Here is a 16,483-nt window from a genome sequence, read left to right as displayed (position 1 = left end):
CTGAAATCTGAAGTGAGTGATCGATTAACTTTTGTGGTTGAAGCGGCCCAGTTTCTTCAACACACCTTCTAAAAAATCAATTTCTAATGCCTGCTCACCGATTTTTGCATGTAACTTTTTAAGATCAATGGGGGGGTCTGATGGAGCTTTTGATTGATTGAAAGCTTGCGAGGAAGCTGAGATTAATTGATTTTTCCAGTCAATAATTTGGTTTTGATGAACATCAAATTCAGCACTCAATTCAGCAAGTGTTTTTTCTGCTTTAATCGCAGCAAGTGCTACCTTGGCCTTAAAGTCGTTTGAATGATTTCTTCTTGGTCTACGTGCCATAAAATACTCCATATATTGATGTTTATAACATCATTTGAGGAGCAGAATATCACTTATAGGAGTTGTTCAAATTTCCGAATCCATCTCTTAATTCAACTTTAAATCCATCCTCAACATTACAACGCACTTCAAGCACAACAACTATTAATTGCACATATTAAAAAATCTAAATCCAAATAATCTGCTCGCAGTATGTATTTTAACTGTCATATATCTACAACTTATAGCAAACCCTTATTTGCACCAGTTCTCTGAACTTTGCTGCGTCCTGCACGATGAATCAATAACTTCACTGTAGCTGCTTGTTCAAATCCTTACATGCTGCCGTTTCTTCCTCAAGATATTTCCAATATTTGTTTACTTTTGACTTTAAAGCATCATCAAACTGCAGTCTGTTCGCAATATAAAACGCTTAATTTCTAAACAAGAATAAAGAGGAAAAACTTCTTATTTTTTATAACCTTATTCTGCTTAGGAAAACAACATGTCTGAACAAAAAGTAGCTTTAGTGACGGGTGCATTAGGTGGTATTGGCAGTGAGATTTGCCGTCAACTGGTTACAGCAGGCTATAAAATTATCGCAACGGTTGTACCACGTGAAGAAGACCGCGAAAAACAATGGCTTCAAAGTGAAGGATTTCAAGACAGCGATGTACGCTTTGTCTTAACGGATTTAAATAACCACGAAGCGGCAACAGCAGCTATTCAAGAAGCAATTGCTGCTGAAGGTCGTGTCGATGTGCTGGTCAATAATGCAGGCATCACCCGTGATGCAACTTTTAAAAAGATGAGCTATGAACAGTGGTCACAAGTCATTGATACCAACTTAAAAACATTGTTCACAGTGACTCAGCCCGTGTTTAACAAAATGTTAGAACAAAAGTCGGGACGTATTGTCAATATCAGCTCAGTCAACGGTTTAAAAGGTCAGTTTGGACAAGCCAACTACTCTGCGACCAAAGCCGGCATTATCGGTTTTACCAAAGCCTTAGCTCAAGAAGGTGCACGTTCAAATATTTGTGTAAACGTGGTTGCGCCTGGCTATACCGCAACACCAATGGTTACTGCCATGCGTGAAGATGTGATTAAAAGCATTGAAGCACAAATTCCTCTACAACGTCTTGCTGCGCCAGCTGAAATTGCCGCTGCTGTTATGTACTTGGTCAGCGAGCACGGTGCGTACGTGACAGGCGAAACCTTATCGATTAATGGCGGTTTATACATGCACTAAACCGTGCAGCCCCTATTTTCATTTACAAGTTTATTTACTGGAGTTACACCATGCTATACGGCGACTTATTCTCAAATATGAATGCACAATACAAAAACGTATTTGAACCGTACACAAAATTCAACAGCTTAGTGGCTAAAAACTTTGCTGACTTAACCAACCTACAATTAGAAGCAGCACGCAACTATGCCAACATTGGTCTAGCGCAAATGTTTGCCAATAGTGAAGTTAAAGACATGCAAAGCATGGTGAATTGCACCACCAAGCAATTAGAAACCATGAACAAACTTAGTCAGCAAATGATTGAAGATGGCAAAAAGTTGGCAACACTAACGACTGAATTCAAATCGGAATTTGAAAAGTTAGTTAGCGAATCTATGCCTAACAATAAATAACACTGCTCTGAAAACCATGCGTTATCAGGACGAATGTTACGGGGAAGTGTGAAAATTTCCCCGTTTTAGTTTCAGCCCTGCACTCAATTTGATTGCTAAAAGCCATGTGCTATGGAGCGATGAAATGAACCCGAACTCATTTCAATTCAAAGAAAACATACTACAATTTTTTTCTGTACATGATGACATCTGGAAAAAATTACAAGAATTTTATTATGGGCAAAGCCCAATTAATGAGGCTTTGGCGCAGCTCAACAAAGAAGATATGTCTTTGTTCTTTGAAGCACTATCTAAAAACCCAGCTCGCATGATGGAAATGCAATGGAGCTGGTGGCAAGGTCAAATGCAAATCTACCAAAATGTGTTGATGCGCAGCGTGGCCAAAGATGTAGCACCATTTATTCAGCCTGAAAGTGGTGATCGTCGTTTTAACAGCCCATTATGGCAAGAACACCCAAATTTTGATCTGTTATCACAGTCTTATTTACTGTTTAGCCAGTTAGTGCAAAACATGGTAGATGTGGTCGAAGGCGTTCCAGACAAAGTTCGCTATCGCATTCACTTCTTTACCCGTCAAATGATCAATGCGTTATCTCCAAGTAACTTTCTGTGGACTAACCCAGAAGTGATTCAGCAAACCGTCGCTGAACAAGGTGAAAACTTAGTCCGTGGCATGCAGGTTTTCCATGATGATGTCATGAACAGCGGCAAGTATTTATCTATTCGTATGGTGAATAGCGACTCTTTCAGCTTGGGCAAAGATTTGGCGTATACCCCTGGTGCAGTCGTCTTTGAAAATGACTTTTTCCAATTATTGCAATATGAAGCAACTACTGAAAATGTATATCAAACCCCTATTCTAGTCGTACCACCGTTTATCAATAAATATTATGTGCTGGATTTACGCGAACAAAACTCTTTAGTGAACTGGTTGCGTCAGCAAGGTCATACGGTCTTTTTAATGTCTTGGTGTAACCCAAATGCCGAACAGAAAGAACTGACTTTTGCTGATCTCATTACACAAGGTGCAGTAGAAGCTTTGCGTGTAATTGAAGAAATTACCGGTGAAAAAGAGGCCAACTGCATTGGCTACTGTATTGGCGGTACGTTACTTGCTGCGACTCAAGCCTATTACGTAGCAAAACGCCTGAAAAATCACGTAAAGTCTGCGACCTATATGGCCACCATTATCGACTTTGAAAACCCAGGCAGCTTAGGTGTATTTATTAATGAGCCTGTGGTGAGTGGTTTGGAAAACCTGAACAATCAATTGGGTTATTTCGATGGTCGTCAGTTGGCAGTTACCTTCAGTTTACTGCGTGAAAATACGCTGTACTGGAATTACTACATCGAAAACTACTTAAAAGGTAAAGAACCTTCTGATTTTGATATTTTATATTGGAACAGCGATGGTACGAATATCCCTGCCAAAATTCATAATTTCTTATTGCGCAATTTGTATTTGAACAATGAATTGATTTCACCAAATGCCGTTAAGGTTAACGGTGTGGGCTTGAATCTATCTCGTGTAAAAACACCAAGCTTCTTTATTGCAACGCAGGAAGACCATATCGCACTTTGGGATACTTGTTTCCGTGGCGCAGATTACTTGGGTGGTGAATCTACCTTGGTTTTAGGTGAATCTGGACACGTAGCAGGTATTGTTAATCCTCCAAGCCGTAATAAATACGGTTGCTACACCAATGCTGCCAAGTTTGAAAATACCAAACAATGGCTAGACGGCGCAGAATATCACCCTGAATCTTGGTGGTTGCGCTGGCAGGCATGGGTCACACCGTACACTGGTGAACAAGTCCCTGCCCGCAGCTTGGGTAATGCGCAGTATCCAATCATTGAAGCGGCACCAGGTCGCTATGTTTTGGTAAATTTATTCTAATCGGTCATATAACAACAGCCATGCACATGCTATATATCATGTGCATCCACAGAAACATGAACACAAAATTTAAGGATATAAAATGAAAGATGTTGTGATTGTTGCAGCAAAACGTACTGCGATTGGTAGCTTTTTAGGTAGTCTTGCATCTTTATCTGCACCACAGTTGGGGCAAACAGCAATTCGTGCGGTTTTAGACAGCGCCAATGTAAAACCTGAACAAGTTGATCAGGTGATTATGGGCAACGTACTCACGACAGGCGTGGGACAAAACCCTGCACGTCAGGCAGCAATTGCTGCTGGCATTCCAGTACAAGTGCCTGCATCTACCCTGAATGTCGTCTGTGGTTCAGGTTTGCGTGCGGTACATTTGGCAGCACAAGCCATTCAATGCGATGAAGCCGAGATTGTGGTCGCAGGTGGTCAAGAATCTATGTCACAAAGCGCACACTATATGCAGCTGCGTAATGGGCAAAAAATGGGTAATGCACAATTGGTAGACAGCATGGTGGCTGATGGTTTAACCGATGCCTATAACCAGTATCACATGGGTATTACCGCAGAAAATATTGTAGAAAAACTGGGTTTAAACCGTGAAGAGCAAGATCAACTTGCATTGACTTCACAACAACGTGCTGCGGCAGCTCAGGCAGCTGGCAAGTTTAAAGATGAAATTGCCGCAGTCAGCATTCCACAACGTAAAGGCGAGCCTGTCGTATTTGCTGAAGATGAATACATTAAAGCCAATACCAGCCTTGAAAGCCTAGCAAAACTACGCCCAGCCTTTAAAAAAGATGGCAGCGTAACCGCAGGTAATGCTTCAGGCATTAATGATGGAGCAGCAGCAGTACTGATGATGAGTGCAGACAAAGCGGCAGAATTAGGTCTTAAGCCATTGGCACGTATTAAAGGCTATGCCATGTCTGGTATTGAGCCTGAAATTATGGGGCTTGGTCCTGTTGAAGCAGTGAAGAAAACCCTCAACAAAGCAGGCTGGAGCTTAGATCAGGTTGATTTGATTGAAGCCAACGAAGCATTTGCTGCACAAGCTTTGGGTGTTGCTAAAGAATTAGGCTTAGACCTAGATAAAGTCAACGTCAATGGTGGTGCAATTGCATTGGGTCACCCAATTGGGGCTTCAGGCTGCCGTATTTTGGTGACTTTATTACATGAAATGCAACGCCGTGATGCTAAGAAAGGCATTGCAACCCTCTGTGTTGGGGGTGGTATGGGTGTTGCACTTGCAGTTGAACGTGACTAAGTACACCATTGCATCGAATCTTGAAACTTGATTAAGATTGACAATAAATTCAATACATAATGGGAGCTCAGGCTTCCATTATTTTTTTAGATGCATGCTGGAGTGAATAGCCACCGATTTTATCGACAAGTTCAAAGCAGGATGAATCGGTGCTTTAATCCACAGAAAGTAAATGCTGAATGTGGTCGCTAAAATGATAAAAATTCATGCTATCAGGTTGTTGTTTAAGTTGCTGCCATGCTTCAGCCAGTGATAGCCAACCTAAATCTTTGAGCAATTGCACAATAATTTCCACTTGCGCTACTGTCATGTCCTTAGATTGTTTAAGTCGGATTTGTCGATCTAACTCTTCCAATTTTTGCCCCAATTGAAAGAATAAAAAAATATTTTGCGGCTCAGCTTCTAGAACATCGTGGCAGTCTTGCACCACATCACAAATATAAGCAGCATTGTCACGGGCATTTCGAATGAGGCGTATCAATTCTGTATAGGCTTGAGGTGATAACACATCTGCTAAATTATGAATTTTTACGCTACTTTGCTGGAATTGCATGGCAAATGACGCGGGTTGCTCTTCATTTAAAATTAGCTCATTTAGAGATGCAGCATCAAAAGCAGGTAAACAAAAAGCATGTGCATAGCTTAAAGCAGCCGCATTTTGTTTAAAGGGAAATTGCTGACATAAATATTGAATACGGGTTAAATAGCGGGCTAACCAAAAAATTTCTCGTGCATCGCTGCTAGATAAATTCACGGTTGATTGTTCCTCCTTATTTCAAGTTAGGTTTTGTCCAAATTGTGTGCTTAATTAAACTACAGCACCATAAGGCAATACGTGTTTTTATTTACATAAACCCGCCTCAAACACACAAGAAAAAGACTTGACCTTACTTAAAGCATACAGTTTAAGCTTGCTTATTAAAAAGCACCCTCTCAAATCACCCGAAATTCTGAGTTGTCTTGCATCAATCACATACTTTTTCACATAGTTTAATCTAATTTAAAATACGTTAATCCTCTGAACTCACTGCATAGATGCATGATCTGAATATGTACTGCACCGCCCTTTTTGAGTAAAAAACTTGCTAAACATTCTAAGTTTTCTTATTGTGTTAACACTCACGTTCTGACTCATTTAAAACGACCAAGCAAATACTGAATATGTCTATACAAGAAAAAGAAACATCGAATAGTTTATATCGCCAATGGCAAATTTTATCGCGACTCTCTACAGGTAAATGGATGGGTACGCGTGAATTACACGATGTCTTGCAACGTGAAGGCATTGACATCAGTTTGCGCACCATTCAGCGTGACTTAAACCAAATTTCGCAACGCTTTCCTATTGAAAGTAACGGTACCGTGCCACAAGGTTGGCGTTGGCGATCAGATGCACCTATTCAAAGCTTGCCACACATGACCAGCTCACAAGCGGTCACCTTTATGATGGTCGAAGAACATTTAAAACACTTGTTGCCACCAAGTCTGATTGAAGAAATGAACCCTTGGTTTGATTTGGCACGGCGTAGTCTATCTACGCAAAATAATGTTCGCCAATGGATTAACCGTGTACGGATTGTGCCTGCAACACAACCCTTAATTCCACCACTGGTAGACCGTAATGCGCAGCAAGCAATTTATGAAGGCTTGCTACAAGACAAACAACTGGAATGTATTTACCAATCACGCAGCAGTTCAGGTGAAGAAAAAACCTATGTGCTAAATCCTTTGGCACTGGTACAAAAAGGCGCAGTCATTTATTTAATATGTACCCGCTTTGATAAAACAGATATTCAGACCTTTGCCCTGCATCGTTTTAAAGCCGCAAAAGTTTTAGATTCACGCGCATTACACCCTGTCAATTTTGATATTGATGCTTATATTGAATCTGGCGAACTGGGCTTCAGAGTCAATTTCAGCAAAGCCACAGAAAATATTCAGCTCAAACTGACCATGCAAAAAGCTGATGCAATTTACTTTGATGAAAGTCAGTTAAGTAAAGACCAGACCATTGAAACACTGGAAAATGGTGATGTATTGGTAACAGCCACTGTCCCTTTTACCTCGCAATTGGTTTGGTGGTTACGCAGCTTTGGTAAAAAGTTAATTCAAATTGAGCCTGCTGAAGTAGCGACTGCAGTGCATCAAAGCAATGAATGATAAACTGAGAAATAAAAAGGTCCCAAATACTGGGACCGATAGTTTTATATTTATTATTTAAATTTTGTTGTTAGAGCTGCTGATTTAAAATTTAGACCTAACTTGGCATTGCGTTTATTTAGCATGCCAATTCAGCCGTATTATAACGAATCTTTTTTAAAGTCATGTTTTACTCCTATCTATGTTGATAAAAGCCACTTTAACTGTTCTCGTCCCTGCCGTGAAATCATAATATTCGTAGTATAAATCTTTTATTTTCTTAAACTTAATTTCTACTTTACTTAGCATCTTTTTAAAATTTTAGCGCATAAAAAAAGCCCGCAATCTGCGAGCTTTCTTAACAGGCATATCAAATCTTAAGCAGATTTACGTCCCTGTGCATTTTTACGAATGGTGATCATCACCAATTGTACTGCTGCAGGTGTCACACCTGGAATACGACTGGCTTGCGCTAATGTTTCAGGCAAGACATGCTTCAACTTTAAGGTAATTTCACGTGACAAGCCTGACACAGCATCATAATCAAAATCGGCTGGAATTTTGGTTTCTTCCAGACGTTTTAACTGAGCCACATCTTCATGCTGACGGTCAATATAACCTGCATATTTCACTGCAATTTCAATTTGATCACCAACTTGTGCAGACACTTCTGAACCAGTCAATTCTGCAATTTGCGCAAAACTGATATTAGGACGTTTAAGCAGATCAATTGCAGAACATTCTTTAGATAAATCTGCACCAGTCATTTCTACAAATTTTTTACCCATTGGGTTGTTCGGTGCAGCCCACAAATGCTGTAAACGTCCTGTTTCACGCTCTACAGCTTCCATTTTTTCACAATAAGCCGCCCAACGGGTATCATCCACCAAACCAAGTTCACGACCAATTGGGGTTAAACGCTGATCTGCATTGTCCTCACGCAACATCAAACGATATTCCGCACGTGACGTAAACATGCGGTACGGTTCTTTAGTGCCTAATGTGATCAGGTCATCTACCAATACCCCGATATAGGCTTCGTCACGTTTTGGCGTCCATTGTTCCTGATCCCAAGCACGACGTGCCGCATTCAAACCTGCCAATACACCTTGCGCACCTGCTTCTTCATAACCGGTTGTACCGTTAATTTGTCCCGCAAAATACAGGTTATTAATGGCTTTGGTTTCTAAAGTAAATTTCAATGCTTGCGGGTTGAAGTAGTCATATTCAATCGCATAGCCTGGACGCAAAATGTGCGCATTTTCCATACCACGAATTGAACGTACCAATTCAAACTGCACATCAAACGGCAAAGAGGTTGAAATACCATTTGGATACAACTCATGTGTGTCTAAGCCTTCTGGCTCCAAAAACACCTGATGCGAGTCTTTGTCTGAAAAACGATGGATTTTATCTTCAATAGATGGGCAATAACGTGGGCCAACGCCTTCAATCACGCCTGTGTACATTGGTGAACGATCTAAGCCACCACGAATGATTTCGTGAGTGCGCTCATTGGTATGGGTAATATAGCAATTCACTTGCTCTGGATGCATCGACACATCGCCCATGAATGACATGGTTGGTGATGGAAAATCACCTGGCTGTGGAATCATCACAGAAAAATCGACTGAACGTGCGTCAATACGAGGTGGCGTACCTGTTTTTAAGCGTCCCACTGGCAAATTTAATTCGCGTAAACGTGCTGCCAAAGCAATTGATGGCGGATCGCCTGCACGACCGCCGCTTGATTTTTCCAAACCAATATGAATAACGCCACCTAAGAAGGTACCTGTAGTCAATACCACCGTTTTTGCATCAAAGCGAATGCCCATTTGGGTCACAACACCTTTTACGGTATCGCCTTCAACAATCAGGTCATCTGCAGCTTGCTGAAAAATATCTAAATTGGCTTGGTTCTCCAAAGTGCTACGAATGGCTGCTTTAAAACGCACACGGTCTGCTTGCGCACGTGTTGCACGAACCGCAGCACCTTTACGCGAGTTTAAAATACGGAACTGAATACCGCTTTTATCGGCAGCCAAAGCCATTGCGCCGCCCAAAGCATCAATCTCACGCACAAGATGAGATTTACCAATACCACCAATGGCAGGGTTACAGCTCATCTGCCCTAAAGTCTCAATGTTATGAGTTAAGAGTAAGGTTTGACGACCCATACGTGCTGCTGCAAGCGCCGCTTCAGTGCCTGCATGACCGCCGCCAATAACAATGACATCGTAAACTTTAGGATAGTGCATAATGGTCAATGAGAGATATAAAAATAAAGACGGAATATTATAGCAAAACTTCAGGCATAAGTTGACAGATTCAGTCGATTTTATTGGCGGTGATGCACTATAGAATTAATACTTTGTAATCTAAATTTGCATTTTTACTGTATATAAAAACATTTAAACCCATCAATTAACCAGATCACCGTTGTTTTAATTTGCCTATTTTTTATCCTATTAAGCGCAGGTATTAGAAACAAAGGGAAACATCATGAATAAGAAAATTTTACTGTCATCTATGCTTTGTGGTTTATTTATTAGTCCATTTGCAGTGCAGGCAAATGACAAGGTAGAAACCATCTACAATGCGCAAAAATTTCAGCAAGTCTGTAAAGGAAAAACTCAAGGTACCGCTGTAAGTTTTGCGCATCGTGGCATTATTTGGAATGGTACGTGCGAACCACAATTCTTTAGTTCATCTAAAGCAGTACAATTACAAGGCAACGAACCTGAGTTATACCGTGCCTGTATGGCAGATGCACAGACCACTAGCATTACGCTCAATGGTACAGAACTGAAAGGAAAATGTGCGCTCGGCTTTACTCCGCCACGCCCACAAGCGATGTAATTCAGCATAAAACAACGTAGTCTAAAATTTGCTATCTAATAACAAGATCAGTAGCTTTTACCCCCAAAAGCAGTCACTTAAAAATAAGTGACTGCTTTGTTTATTGCACAACACTAAAAAACAATTAAACTGCAAAAAGGATCACAAGAATAATGTCACGATAAAAGATAAAAGGATGTGCAATGGACTCCAGCTTTTTTACCTTTTTTCTACCGCTCACCCTAGCAGTCATGATGATGGGTTTAGGCTTACAACTCACGCCTAAGGACTTTATTCGTGTCAATCAATTTCCTAAAGTCATCTTTTTAACTTTATTTTCGCAATTGGTGATTTTGCCTGTTCTGGCTTTTTTAATTTGTTTATTTCTAGAGCTCCCGCCATTATTGGCCATTGGTCTTATGTTATTGGCCGCTTCCCCTGGCGGTCCAACTGCGAACCTATTCAGCTATGTTTATAAAGGTGATGTCGCCTTAAATATTACCCTAACAGCCATGAACTCGGTGATGGCCACATTTACACTGCCTTTTATTGTAAATCTGTCTTTTCTATATTTCATGACTGACCAACAACAAATTGGCCTACCGATTGAAAAAATGGCGCAAGTGTTTTTATTGATTATTGTGCCTGTTTGTGTAGGCATGGCTGTGCGTAATGCCATGCCACAAATTGCGACACACTTGGGCAAACCTATGCGTTTAATGTCCATTTACTTTATTTTTGCCCTGTTTTTTTATGCGTTGTTTCGTGAACGCGCCAACGTCTTTGACTATTTCAGCGCAATTGGTATTGCCACCGCATTATTTTGTTTTTTAAGCTTATTAATTGGGTATCTGGTTCCTTATCTGTCGGGTGTTCCAGACCAGCAGGCTCGCTCTTGCTGTTTTGAAATAGGTATTCATAACACCGCCGTTTCACTCACCATTGCCCTATCGGTTTTACAAAGCACAGAAATTGCCATTCCTTCTGCGATTTACACGATTTTTATGTATATGTTCAGCTTTATGTTAGGCAATATGATGGCAAGACAGTCTGCCAAACACAGCCTAGCTTTAGAGCAAGGACAAAACTTTAGCCACAAGAAAAATGCAGTCTAGCAAGAGCAATATCGCACTAATATTTTAAATCAAACAAAAACTAGAGATGTCTTAGTTTAACAAGGAGTGTTTATGGATTCAGGATTAATCACAATATTTTTACCACTCGCTCTAGCTGTTGTCATGGCTGGACTGGGTTTAGAACTCACTCCGAATGATTTTAAACGGGTCAGCAAACACCCTAAAGCAGTATTGGTGGCTTTATTTTGTCAATTGGCACTCTTAACAGCCATTGCCTTTGTCATTTGTAAACTGCTCAATTTACCACCGCTGCTCGCTGTAGGTTTAATGCTACTTGCTGCATCGCCAGGTGGCCCAACGGCAAACCTATTTAGTTATTTATATAAAGGTGATATTGCCTTAAATATCACACTCACCGCAGTCAATTCCGTTATTGCCGCATTTACCTTGCCACTCATCGTCAATTTTGCAATTCAGCACTTTATGCAAGATGGACAGCAAGTCGGTTTACAGTTTGCCAAAGTATTACAAGTCTTTCTCATTATTATTGTGCCAGTCACGATTGGTATGCTAGTCAGACATTTCAGTCCACAGATTGCAGATCGACTCAATAAGCCTGTGCGTATTTTTGCCGTGGTTTTTCTGATTGTGATTATCATTGGAGCAATTGCCAAAGAGCGCCATAATATTATGCTATATCTAGCCGATGTCGGACTTGCAACTGCCCTATTCTGTGCCTGCAGCTTATTGATTGGTTATTTTGTACCACGTTTCTTTGGGGTAAATAGTCAGCAAGCTCGCGCCTGTGCATTTGAAATTGGCATTCACAACAGTACCCTTGCCATGACGATTGCACTTACCGTGATGGCAAGCTCCACGATTGCAATGCCTGCTGCGGTCTATTCGATCTTTATGTATATCTTTGCGGCCATTTTGGGCACTTTGCTCAATAAGTTTGTCCCGACACCCGCAGCAGAAACATCGGCATCTTAACCCAGACTAGAGACTATTTATTACAACCCCAAACCCGTATTGTGTTTGGGGTTTTATTTTTTGGCTATGATTTTTGCATATTCATGGTCAAAAAAAAGAAACTAACTCAGCGAACTATTCCCGCTCGTTTCCCAAACAACAGCAGGCTAGCTGAATAAAAAATAGCGGCAATTGCCTGAGTTCAGTTACAATAGTGCTTTCGCATAGAATTTTAGGTTATATCCGTGAAGTGGTTACAAATACATATTACTGTTGATCAAGCACAAGTTGATTTTACTGAAACGCTACTCAGTTCTTTGGGTGCGGTAAGTGTCACATTAGATGATGCAGAAAATCAGGACTTGCTTGAACCACTTCCAGGTGAAACACCGCTTTGGAATAAAGTGATTGTGACAGGCATCTATGCACAAGATGAAGGTGAAGAAATTGATGTTACCGCTCTGGAAACATTTATTCGCACTCAAATGCCAGATGCTCCTTTACGCAGTGAGTTTTTGGAAGACCAAGTCTGGGAACGCTCTTGGATGGATTATTATGAACCTATCCAAATTGCTGATAAATTCTGGATTGTGCCTGAATGGCTTGAGCCACCTGAAGCAGATGCAGTAAATATTAAACTGGATCCAGGTTTAGCCTTTGGTACAGGCAACCATGCCAGTACCTTCCTATGCCTACAGTGGTTAGGCAAAACAGACATAAAAGATAAAGTCGTGATTGATTATGGTTGCGGCTCAGGCATTTTAGGGGTCGCTGCTTTATTGCTTGGTGCGAAAAAAGTCTATGCAACCGATATTGACCCACAAGCAGTTTTGGCAACCAAACAAAATGCTGAACTGAATGGCGTACTTGAAAACTTGTACGTGGGCTTGCCTGAAGAGTTTAATCAGACTATTGCTCAGGAAAAAGCTGACGTATTGGTTGCCAATATTTTAGCTGGGCCGTTAATGATGCTTGCGCCAGAGTTTGCAACTTTAATTAAATCTGAGGGAGAGTTCGCACTTGCAGGTGTAATTGAAGAGCAAGTTGCTGAAGTTTCTAGTGTTTATTCTGAATTTTTTGATATAGTACAGGTCGAAAAACGCGAAGAAAACTGGTGCAGAATTTCTGGGAAACGCCACCCTAACTAACTACATTTTTTGAATTATGAGCGACAAGCAAACCAAGTGCCCTGAATGCCAAACTGTCTATAAAGTTTCTGTTGCGCAACTGACCGTTGCGCAAGGCATGGTTTGCTGTCCAAAATGTTCTAACAACTTTAATGCGCTTTCACATTTGGTGCAGGCGCATAAACAAGAAGTTAGTTCACGCTCTAATCTACAACGCATACAAAACCGTAGTTTAATTCCTGTAACTGAACAAATTCCGCAAGAACAGAACATTTTGGACATTTTCCAGCGTAAGGTGGAACACTCCAATATTGATCTGAAAACCTATTTAAATAATCTAAACTATTTCAGCACAGAGCCAATTAGCACTATTCCTGCCATGAATTTGTCTATTCAAGACATTGAACAGGAAAAAAAGCACAGTAATGGCTACTATTTGCTGTGGGGCATTATCAACACATTGCTAATTGGTTTGCTAGTCTTCCAAATTTTATGGTTTAACCCGAAATTCCTGAACAGTAGTCCTGCGCTGAATTCTGTATTCACACAGGTATGTCAGGTATTTAAATGTCAAAGCCTAGAAGAACGCTACAGTTTAATTTCTATCAACCGTGTTCGTGTAAAACGTATTGACCGACTGAATACGCAATTTACAGGCGAGCTGATTAATTATCACGATAAAAGCTTGGCATTGCCTAATATTAAAGTCACCCTAAAAGAAAACCAGAGAACTTTATCGACTTATATTTATTCTCCACAGGAGTATTTGGTCAAAAGTCTTTCGAGTATTCAACGTATTCCTAAAAATAGTCCTTTTAAGTTTGACATTTTGGTTCCAGTGGCACGAAACAGCTTCGATACCTATAGTTTAGAAATTATCAAGCCTTAATCGACAAAAAAAAGTAGAAAAAATTGCGAAAAAAATTAAAAAAATTGCAGTTTTCTTGCTCACTTTTTCTCATACAATGGTATCATACGCGCCACGAAAGCTTTGTGCTGCAAACTCCTCGCAAAATTCACAACAAATATAGTTCTGCCTAATGCGCTTTATTTTTTATATTGCGTACTGTGTAGATTTTTTTGTTTTGATTTTGGTCTGTAACAATTATTAATGTATTGTTACGCTTAAATTTCGACCAAGCGCTCGAGTTGTGGCAAGCTAAATGTTCCAGTTTTAGAGCTTACCGTTTTAGGATCTAAAACGGAGTTCATTTATTTATAGACCACATTGATATATCACTTTATCCAAGTGATATCTGATTTTCGGATTAATTCGCATGAATAGCAAATCTCCTATTTTTACTGCACAATCTGATGTTGCTTTACGTATTCACGTAGATCGCGCAGTTCGCCATTATTTTGCACAATTGCAAGGTGAACAACCTTCTCAGGTGTATGACATGGTGTTAGCAGAAATGGAGAAACCTCTTTTATCTGTTGTTCTTGAATACACTCGCGGTAACCAAACACGTGCTGCTGAAATTCTTGGACTAAACCGTGGTACTTTACGTAAAAAGTTAAAAGCTCACGGTTTAATGAGTGAATAAGTGATAAAATGCTTGCGGCCTCCGCAGGCATTTTTTTTACCTGCATTTTGCTACTTTGTTTTAATCTGTAATTGAAAACTGTGACGAAGATCATGACTATTAAACGCGCTTTAATCTCTGTTTCTGACAAAACAGGTATTGTTGAATTTGCACAAGACCTTGCTGCACTTGGGGTAGAAATTTTATCTACTGGCGGTACTTATAAGTTGCTTAAAGACAACAACATCGCTGTTGTAGAGGTGTCAGAGCATACTGGTTTCCCAGAAATGATGGATGGTCGTGTAAAAACGTTACACCCAAAAATTCATGGTGGTATTTTGGCTCGTCGTGGTCTAGACGAAGCGGTTATGGCAGAACACAATATTGATGCCATCGACCTTGTTGTTGTTAACCTTTACCCATTTGCAGCAACGGTTGCTAAACCAAACTGTTCACTTGCTGATGCAATTGAGAACATTGACATTGGTGGTCCAACCATGGTTCGTGCTGCAGCGAAAAACCATGCTTCTGTGGGTATTGTGGTTAATGCATCTGACTATGCGACTGTCATTACAGAAATGAAAAACAGCGGTGCTTTATCTTACGAAACTCGTTTTGATTTAGCTGTTAAAGCGTTTGAACACACTGCACAATATGATGGCATGATCGCATCTTACTTAGGCGCACGTGTAGGTAAAGAAGAAGGTACTGCAGATCAGTTTGCACGTACGTTCAACACGCAATTAAACAAAGCGCAAGATTTGCGTTACGGCGAAAACCCTCATCAGTCTGCTGCATTCTATGTAGACCCTGCTGCAACTGAAGCTTCTGTTTCAACTGCGAAACAGTTACAAGGCAAAGAATTATCGTATAACAACATTGCAGATACTGACGCTGCACTTGAATGTGTGAAATCATTTGCAAAACCTGCTTGTGTAATCGTAAAACACGCAAACCCATGTGGTGTTGCTGTGTCTTTAGAGGGTATTCAAGCTGCTTATGATCTTGCTTATGCAACGGATCCAGAATCTGCATTTGGTGGCATCATTGCATTTAACCGTGAGTTAGATGTTGCAACTGCACAAGCGATTGTAGACCGTCAATTCGTTGAAGTGATCATTGCGCCAAGTATTGCAGATGGCGTACTTGAAGTGACTGGCGCGAAGAAAAACGTACGTGTACTTGTTTGTGGTGAGCTTCCTGCAATTGATGCTCGTGCACCGCAAATGGATTACAAACGTGTTAACGGCGGTTTATTGGTTCAAGACCAAGACTTGGGCATGATCACTAAAGATGACTTAAAAGTCGTGACCAAACGTGCGCCAACTGAACAAGAAATTGATGACATGATCTTTGCTTGGAAAGTTGCAAAATACGTGAAATCAAATGCAATTGTTTATGCGAAAAACCGTCAAACGATTGGTGTAGGTGCAGGTCAAATGAGCCGTGTAAACTCTGCACGTATTGCTGCGATCAAAGCTGAACATGCAGGTTTAGTGGTTGAAGGTGCTGTTATGGCATCTGATGCGTTCTTCCCATTCCGTGATGGTATTGATAACGCAGCTAAAGCGGGTATCAAATGCATCATTCAACCAGGTGGTTCAATGCGTGACGAAGAAACTATTGCAGCAGCAGATGAAGCTGGTATCGCAATGGTATTCACAGGTATGCGTCATTTCCGTCACTAATTT

At 40.6% G+C, this 16,483-nt stretch carries 14 protein-coding genes and 1 pseudogene; 12 read left to right on the top strand and 3 right to left on the bottom strand.

Annotated elements, in window-relative coordinates; all coding sequences use genetic code 11:
* Positions 1-342 (bottom strand): annotated as a pseudogene (locus tag HHA43_RS10640) (transposase); the annotation flags it as partial.
* A gap of 472 nt (positions 343-814) precedes the next feature.
* On the opposite strand from HHA43_RS10640, the gene phbB reads away from it, so the two are divergent.
* From phbB to HHA43_RS10620, 4 genes are all read left to right on the top strand, one after another.
* Positions 815-1,561, top strand: a complete 747-nt coding sequence (gene phbB, locus HHA43_RS10635; protein WP_168461397.1) for an acetoacetyl-CoA reductase — start codon at positions 815-817, stop codon at positions 1,559-1,561.
* A 50-nt stretch (positions 1,562-1,611) separates the two neighbouring features.
* Positions 1,612-1,956 (top strand): phasin family protein, encoded by a 345-nt coding sequence (locus HHA43_RS10630; RefSeq protein ID WP_019384921.1) that lies wholly within the window; start codon positions 1,612-1,614, stop codon positions 1,954-1,956.
* Between the two features lie 88 nt (positions 1,957-2,044).
* Positions 2,045-3,853, top strand: coding sequence for a class I poly(R)-hydroxyalkanoic acid synthase (locus HHA43_RS10625; protein WP_228284180.1), 1,809 nt, complete (start codon positions 2,045-2,047; stop codon positions 3,851-3,853).
* 82 nt (positions 3,854-3,935) lie between these two features.
* Positions 3,936-5,114 carry an acetyl-CoA C-acetyltransferase gene (locus HHA43_RS10620; RefSeq protein WP_168417479.1) on the top strand — a complete coding sequence of 393 codons (1,179 nt, stop codon included), beginning with the start codon at positions 3,936-3,938 and terminating at the stop codon, positions 5,112-5,114.
* A 154-nt stretch (positions 5,115-5,268) separates the two neighbouring features.
* On the opposite strand, the gene HHA43_RS10615 is transcribed toward HHA43_RS10620, so the two are convergent.
* Positions 5,269-5,868: a hypothetical protein gene (locus HHA43_RS10615; protein ID WP_154320684.1), complete on the bottom strand. Its 600-nt coding sequence runs from the start codon at positions 5,866-5,868 to the stop codon at positions 5,269-5,271.
* Between the two features lie 407 nt (positions 5,869-6,275).
* Here HHA43_RS10615 and HHA43_RS10610 point away from each other — a divergent pair, with 407 nt between their 5' ends.
* Positions 6,276-7,274 carry a helix-turn-helix transcriptional regulator gene (locus HHA43_RS10610; protein WP_168417480.1) on the top strand — a complete coding sequence of 333 codons (999 nt, stop codon included), beginning with the start codon at positions 6,276-6,278 and terminating at the stop codon, positions 7,272-7,274.
* Positions 7,275-7,630: 356 nt separating this feature from the next.
* Here the strand turns inward: HHA43_RS10610 and mnmG are convergent, their stop codons facing one another.
* Positions 7,631-9,511 carry a tRNA uridine-5-carboxymethylaminomethyl(34) synthesis enzyme MnmG gene (gene mnmG / locus HHA43_RS10605; protein ID WP_168417481.1) on the bottom strand — a complete coding sequence of 627 codons (1,881 nt, stop codon included), beginning with the start codon at positions 9,509-9,511 and terminating at the stop codon, positions 7,631-7,633.
* A 244-nt stretch (positions 9,512-9,755) separates the two neighbouring features.
* On the opposite strand from mnmG, the gene HHA43_RS10600 reads away from it, so the two are divergent.
* The 7 genes from HHA43_RS10600 (at position 9,756) to purH (ending at position 16,480) form a co-directional block, all read left to right on the top strand.
* Positions 9,756-10,112 (top strand): hypothetical protein, encoded by a 357-nt coding sequence (locus HHA43_RS10600; RefSeq protein WP_154320682.1) that lies wholly within the window; start codon positions 9,756-9,758, stop codon positions 10,110-10,112.
* Positions 10,113-10,294: 182 nt separating this feature from the next.
* On the top strand, positions 10,295-11,206 hold the full coding sequence (locus HHA43_RS10595) for a bile acid:sodium symporter family protein (protein ID WP_168417483.1): 912 nt from the start codon (positions 10,295-10,297) through the stop codon (positions 11,204-11,206).
* 72 nt (positions 11,207-11,278) lie between these two features.
* On the top strand, positions 11,279-12,160 hold the full coding sequence (locus HHA43_RS10590; protein ID WP_168417484.1) for a bile acid:sodium symporter family protein: 882 nt from the start codon (positions 11,279-11,281) through the stop codon (positions 12,158-12,160).
* 224 nt (positions 12,161-12,384) lie between these two features.
* Positions 12,385-13,287, top strand: coding sequence for a 50S ribosomal protein L11 methyltransferase (prmA, locus tag HHA43_RS10585; protein WP_168542588.1), 903 nt, complete (start codon positions 12,385-12,387; stop codon positions 13,285-13,287).
* Positions 13,288-13,303: 16 nt separating this feature from the next.
* A complete protein-coding gene (locus HHA43_RS10580) occupies positions 13,304-14,155 on the top strand; it encodes a DUF3426 domain-containing protein (protein ID WP_168542586.1) in 852 nt (283 codons plus the stop codon).
* Positions 14,156-14,543: 388 nt separating this feature from the next.
* On the top strand, positions 14,544-14,813 hold the full coding sequence (gene fis / locus HHA43_RS10575) for a DNA-binding transcriptional regulator Fis (protein ID WP_001086304.1): 270 nt from the start codon (positions 14,544-14,546) through the stop codon (positions 14,811-14,813).
* Between the two features lie 92 nt (positions 14,814-14,905).
* Positions 14,906-16,480, top strand: coding sequence for a bifunctional phosphoribosylaminoimidazolecarboxamide formyltransferase/IMP cyclohydrolase (purH, locus tag HHA43_RS10570; RefSeq protein ID WP_168461389.1), 1,575 nt, complete (start codon positions 14,906-14,908; stop codon positions 16,478-16,480).
* The last annotated feature ends 3 nt before the right edge of the window (positions 16,481-16,483 follow it).

Origin of the sequence: Acinetobacter sp. A2, from assembly GCF_012371325.1 — a bacterium.
In the GTDB taxonomy this organism is placed as follows: Bacteria; Pseudomonadota; Gammaproteobacteria; order Pseudomonadales; family Moraxellaceae; genus Acinetobacter.
This window is presented reverse-complemented; position numbering and strand designations above follow the sequence as displayed.

What these genes read in the sequence shown, in the direction of transcription:
- phbB (WP_168461397.1), top strand. Translation starts at nt 815, where the DNA reads ATGTCTGAACAAAAAGTAGCTTTAGTGACGGGTGCATTAGGTGGTATT.
- HHA43_RS10630 (WP_019384921.1), top strand. Translation starts at nt 1,612, where the DNA reads ATGCTATACGGCGACTTATTCTCAAATATGAATGCACAATACAAAAAC.
- HHA43_RS10620 (WP_168417479.1), top strand. Translation starts at nt 3,936, where the DNA reads ATGAAAGATGTTGTGATTGTTGCAGCAAAACGTACTGCGATTGGTAGC.
- HHA43_RS10610 (WP_168417480.1), top strand. Translation starts at nt 6,276, where the DNA reads ATGTCTATACAAGAAAAAGAAACATCGAATAGTTTATATCGCCAATGG.
- mnmG (WP_168417481.1), bottom strand. Translation starts at nt 9,511, where the DNA reads ATGCACTATCCTAAAGTTTACGATGTCATTGTTATTGGCGGCGGTCAT.
- HHA43_RS10600 (WP_154320682.1), top strand. Translation starts at nt 9,756, where the DNA reads ATGAATAAGAAAATTTTACTGTCATCTATGCTTTGTGGTTTATTTATT.
- HHA43_RS10595 (WP_168417483.1), top strand. Translation starts at nt 10,295, where the DNA reads ATGGACTCCAGCTTTTTTACCTTTTTTCTACCGCTCACCCTAGCAGTC.
- HHA43_RS10590 (WP_168417484.1), top strand. Translation starts at nt 11,279, where the DNA reads ATGGATTCAGGATTAATCACAATATTTTTACCACTCGCTCTAGCTGTT.
- HHA43_RS10580 (WP_168542586.1), top strand. Translation starts at nt 13,304, where the DNA reads ATGAGCGACAAGCAAACCAAGTGCCCTGAATGCCAAACTGTCTATAAA.
- fis (WP_001086304.1), top strand. Translation starts at nt 14,544, where the DNA reads ATGAATAGCAAATCTCCTATTTTTACTGCACAATCTGATGTTGCTTTA.
- purH (WP_168461389.1), top strand. Translation starts at nt 14,906, where the DNA reads ATGACTATTAAACGCGCTTTAATCTCTGTTTCTGACAAAACAGGTATT.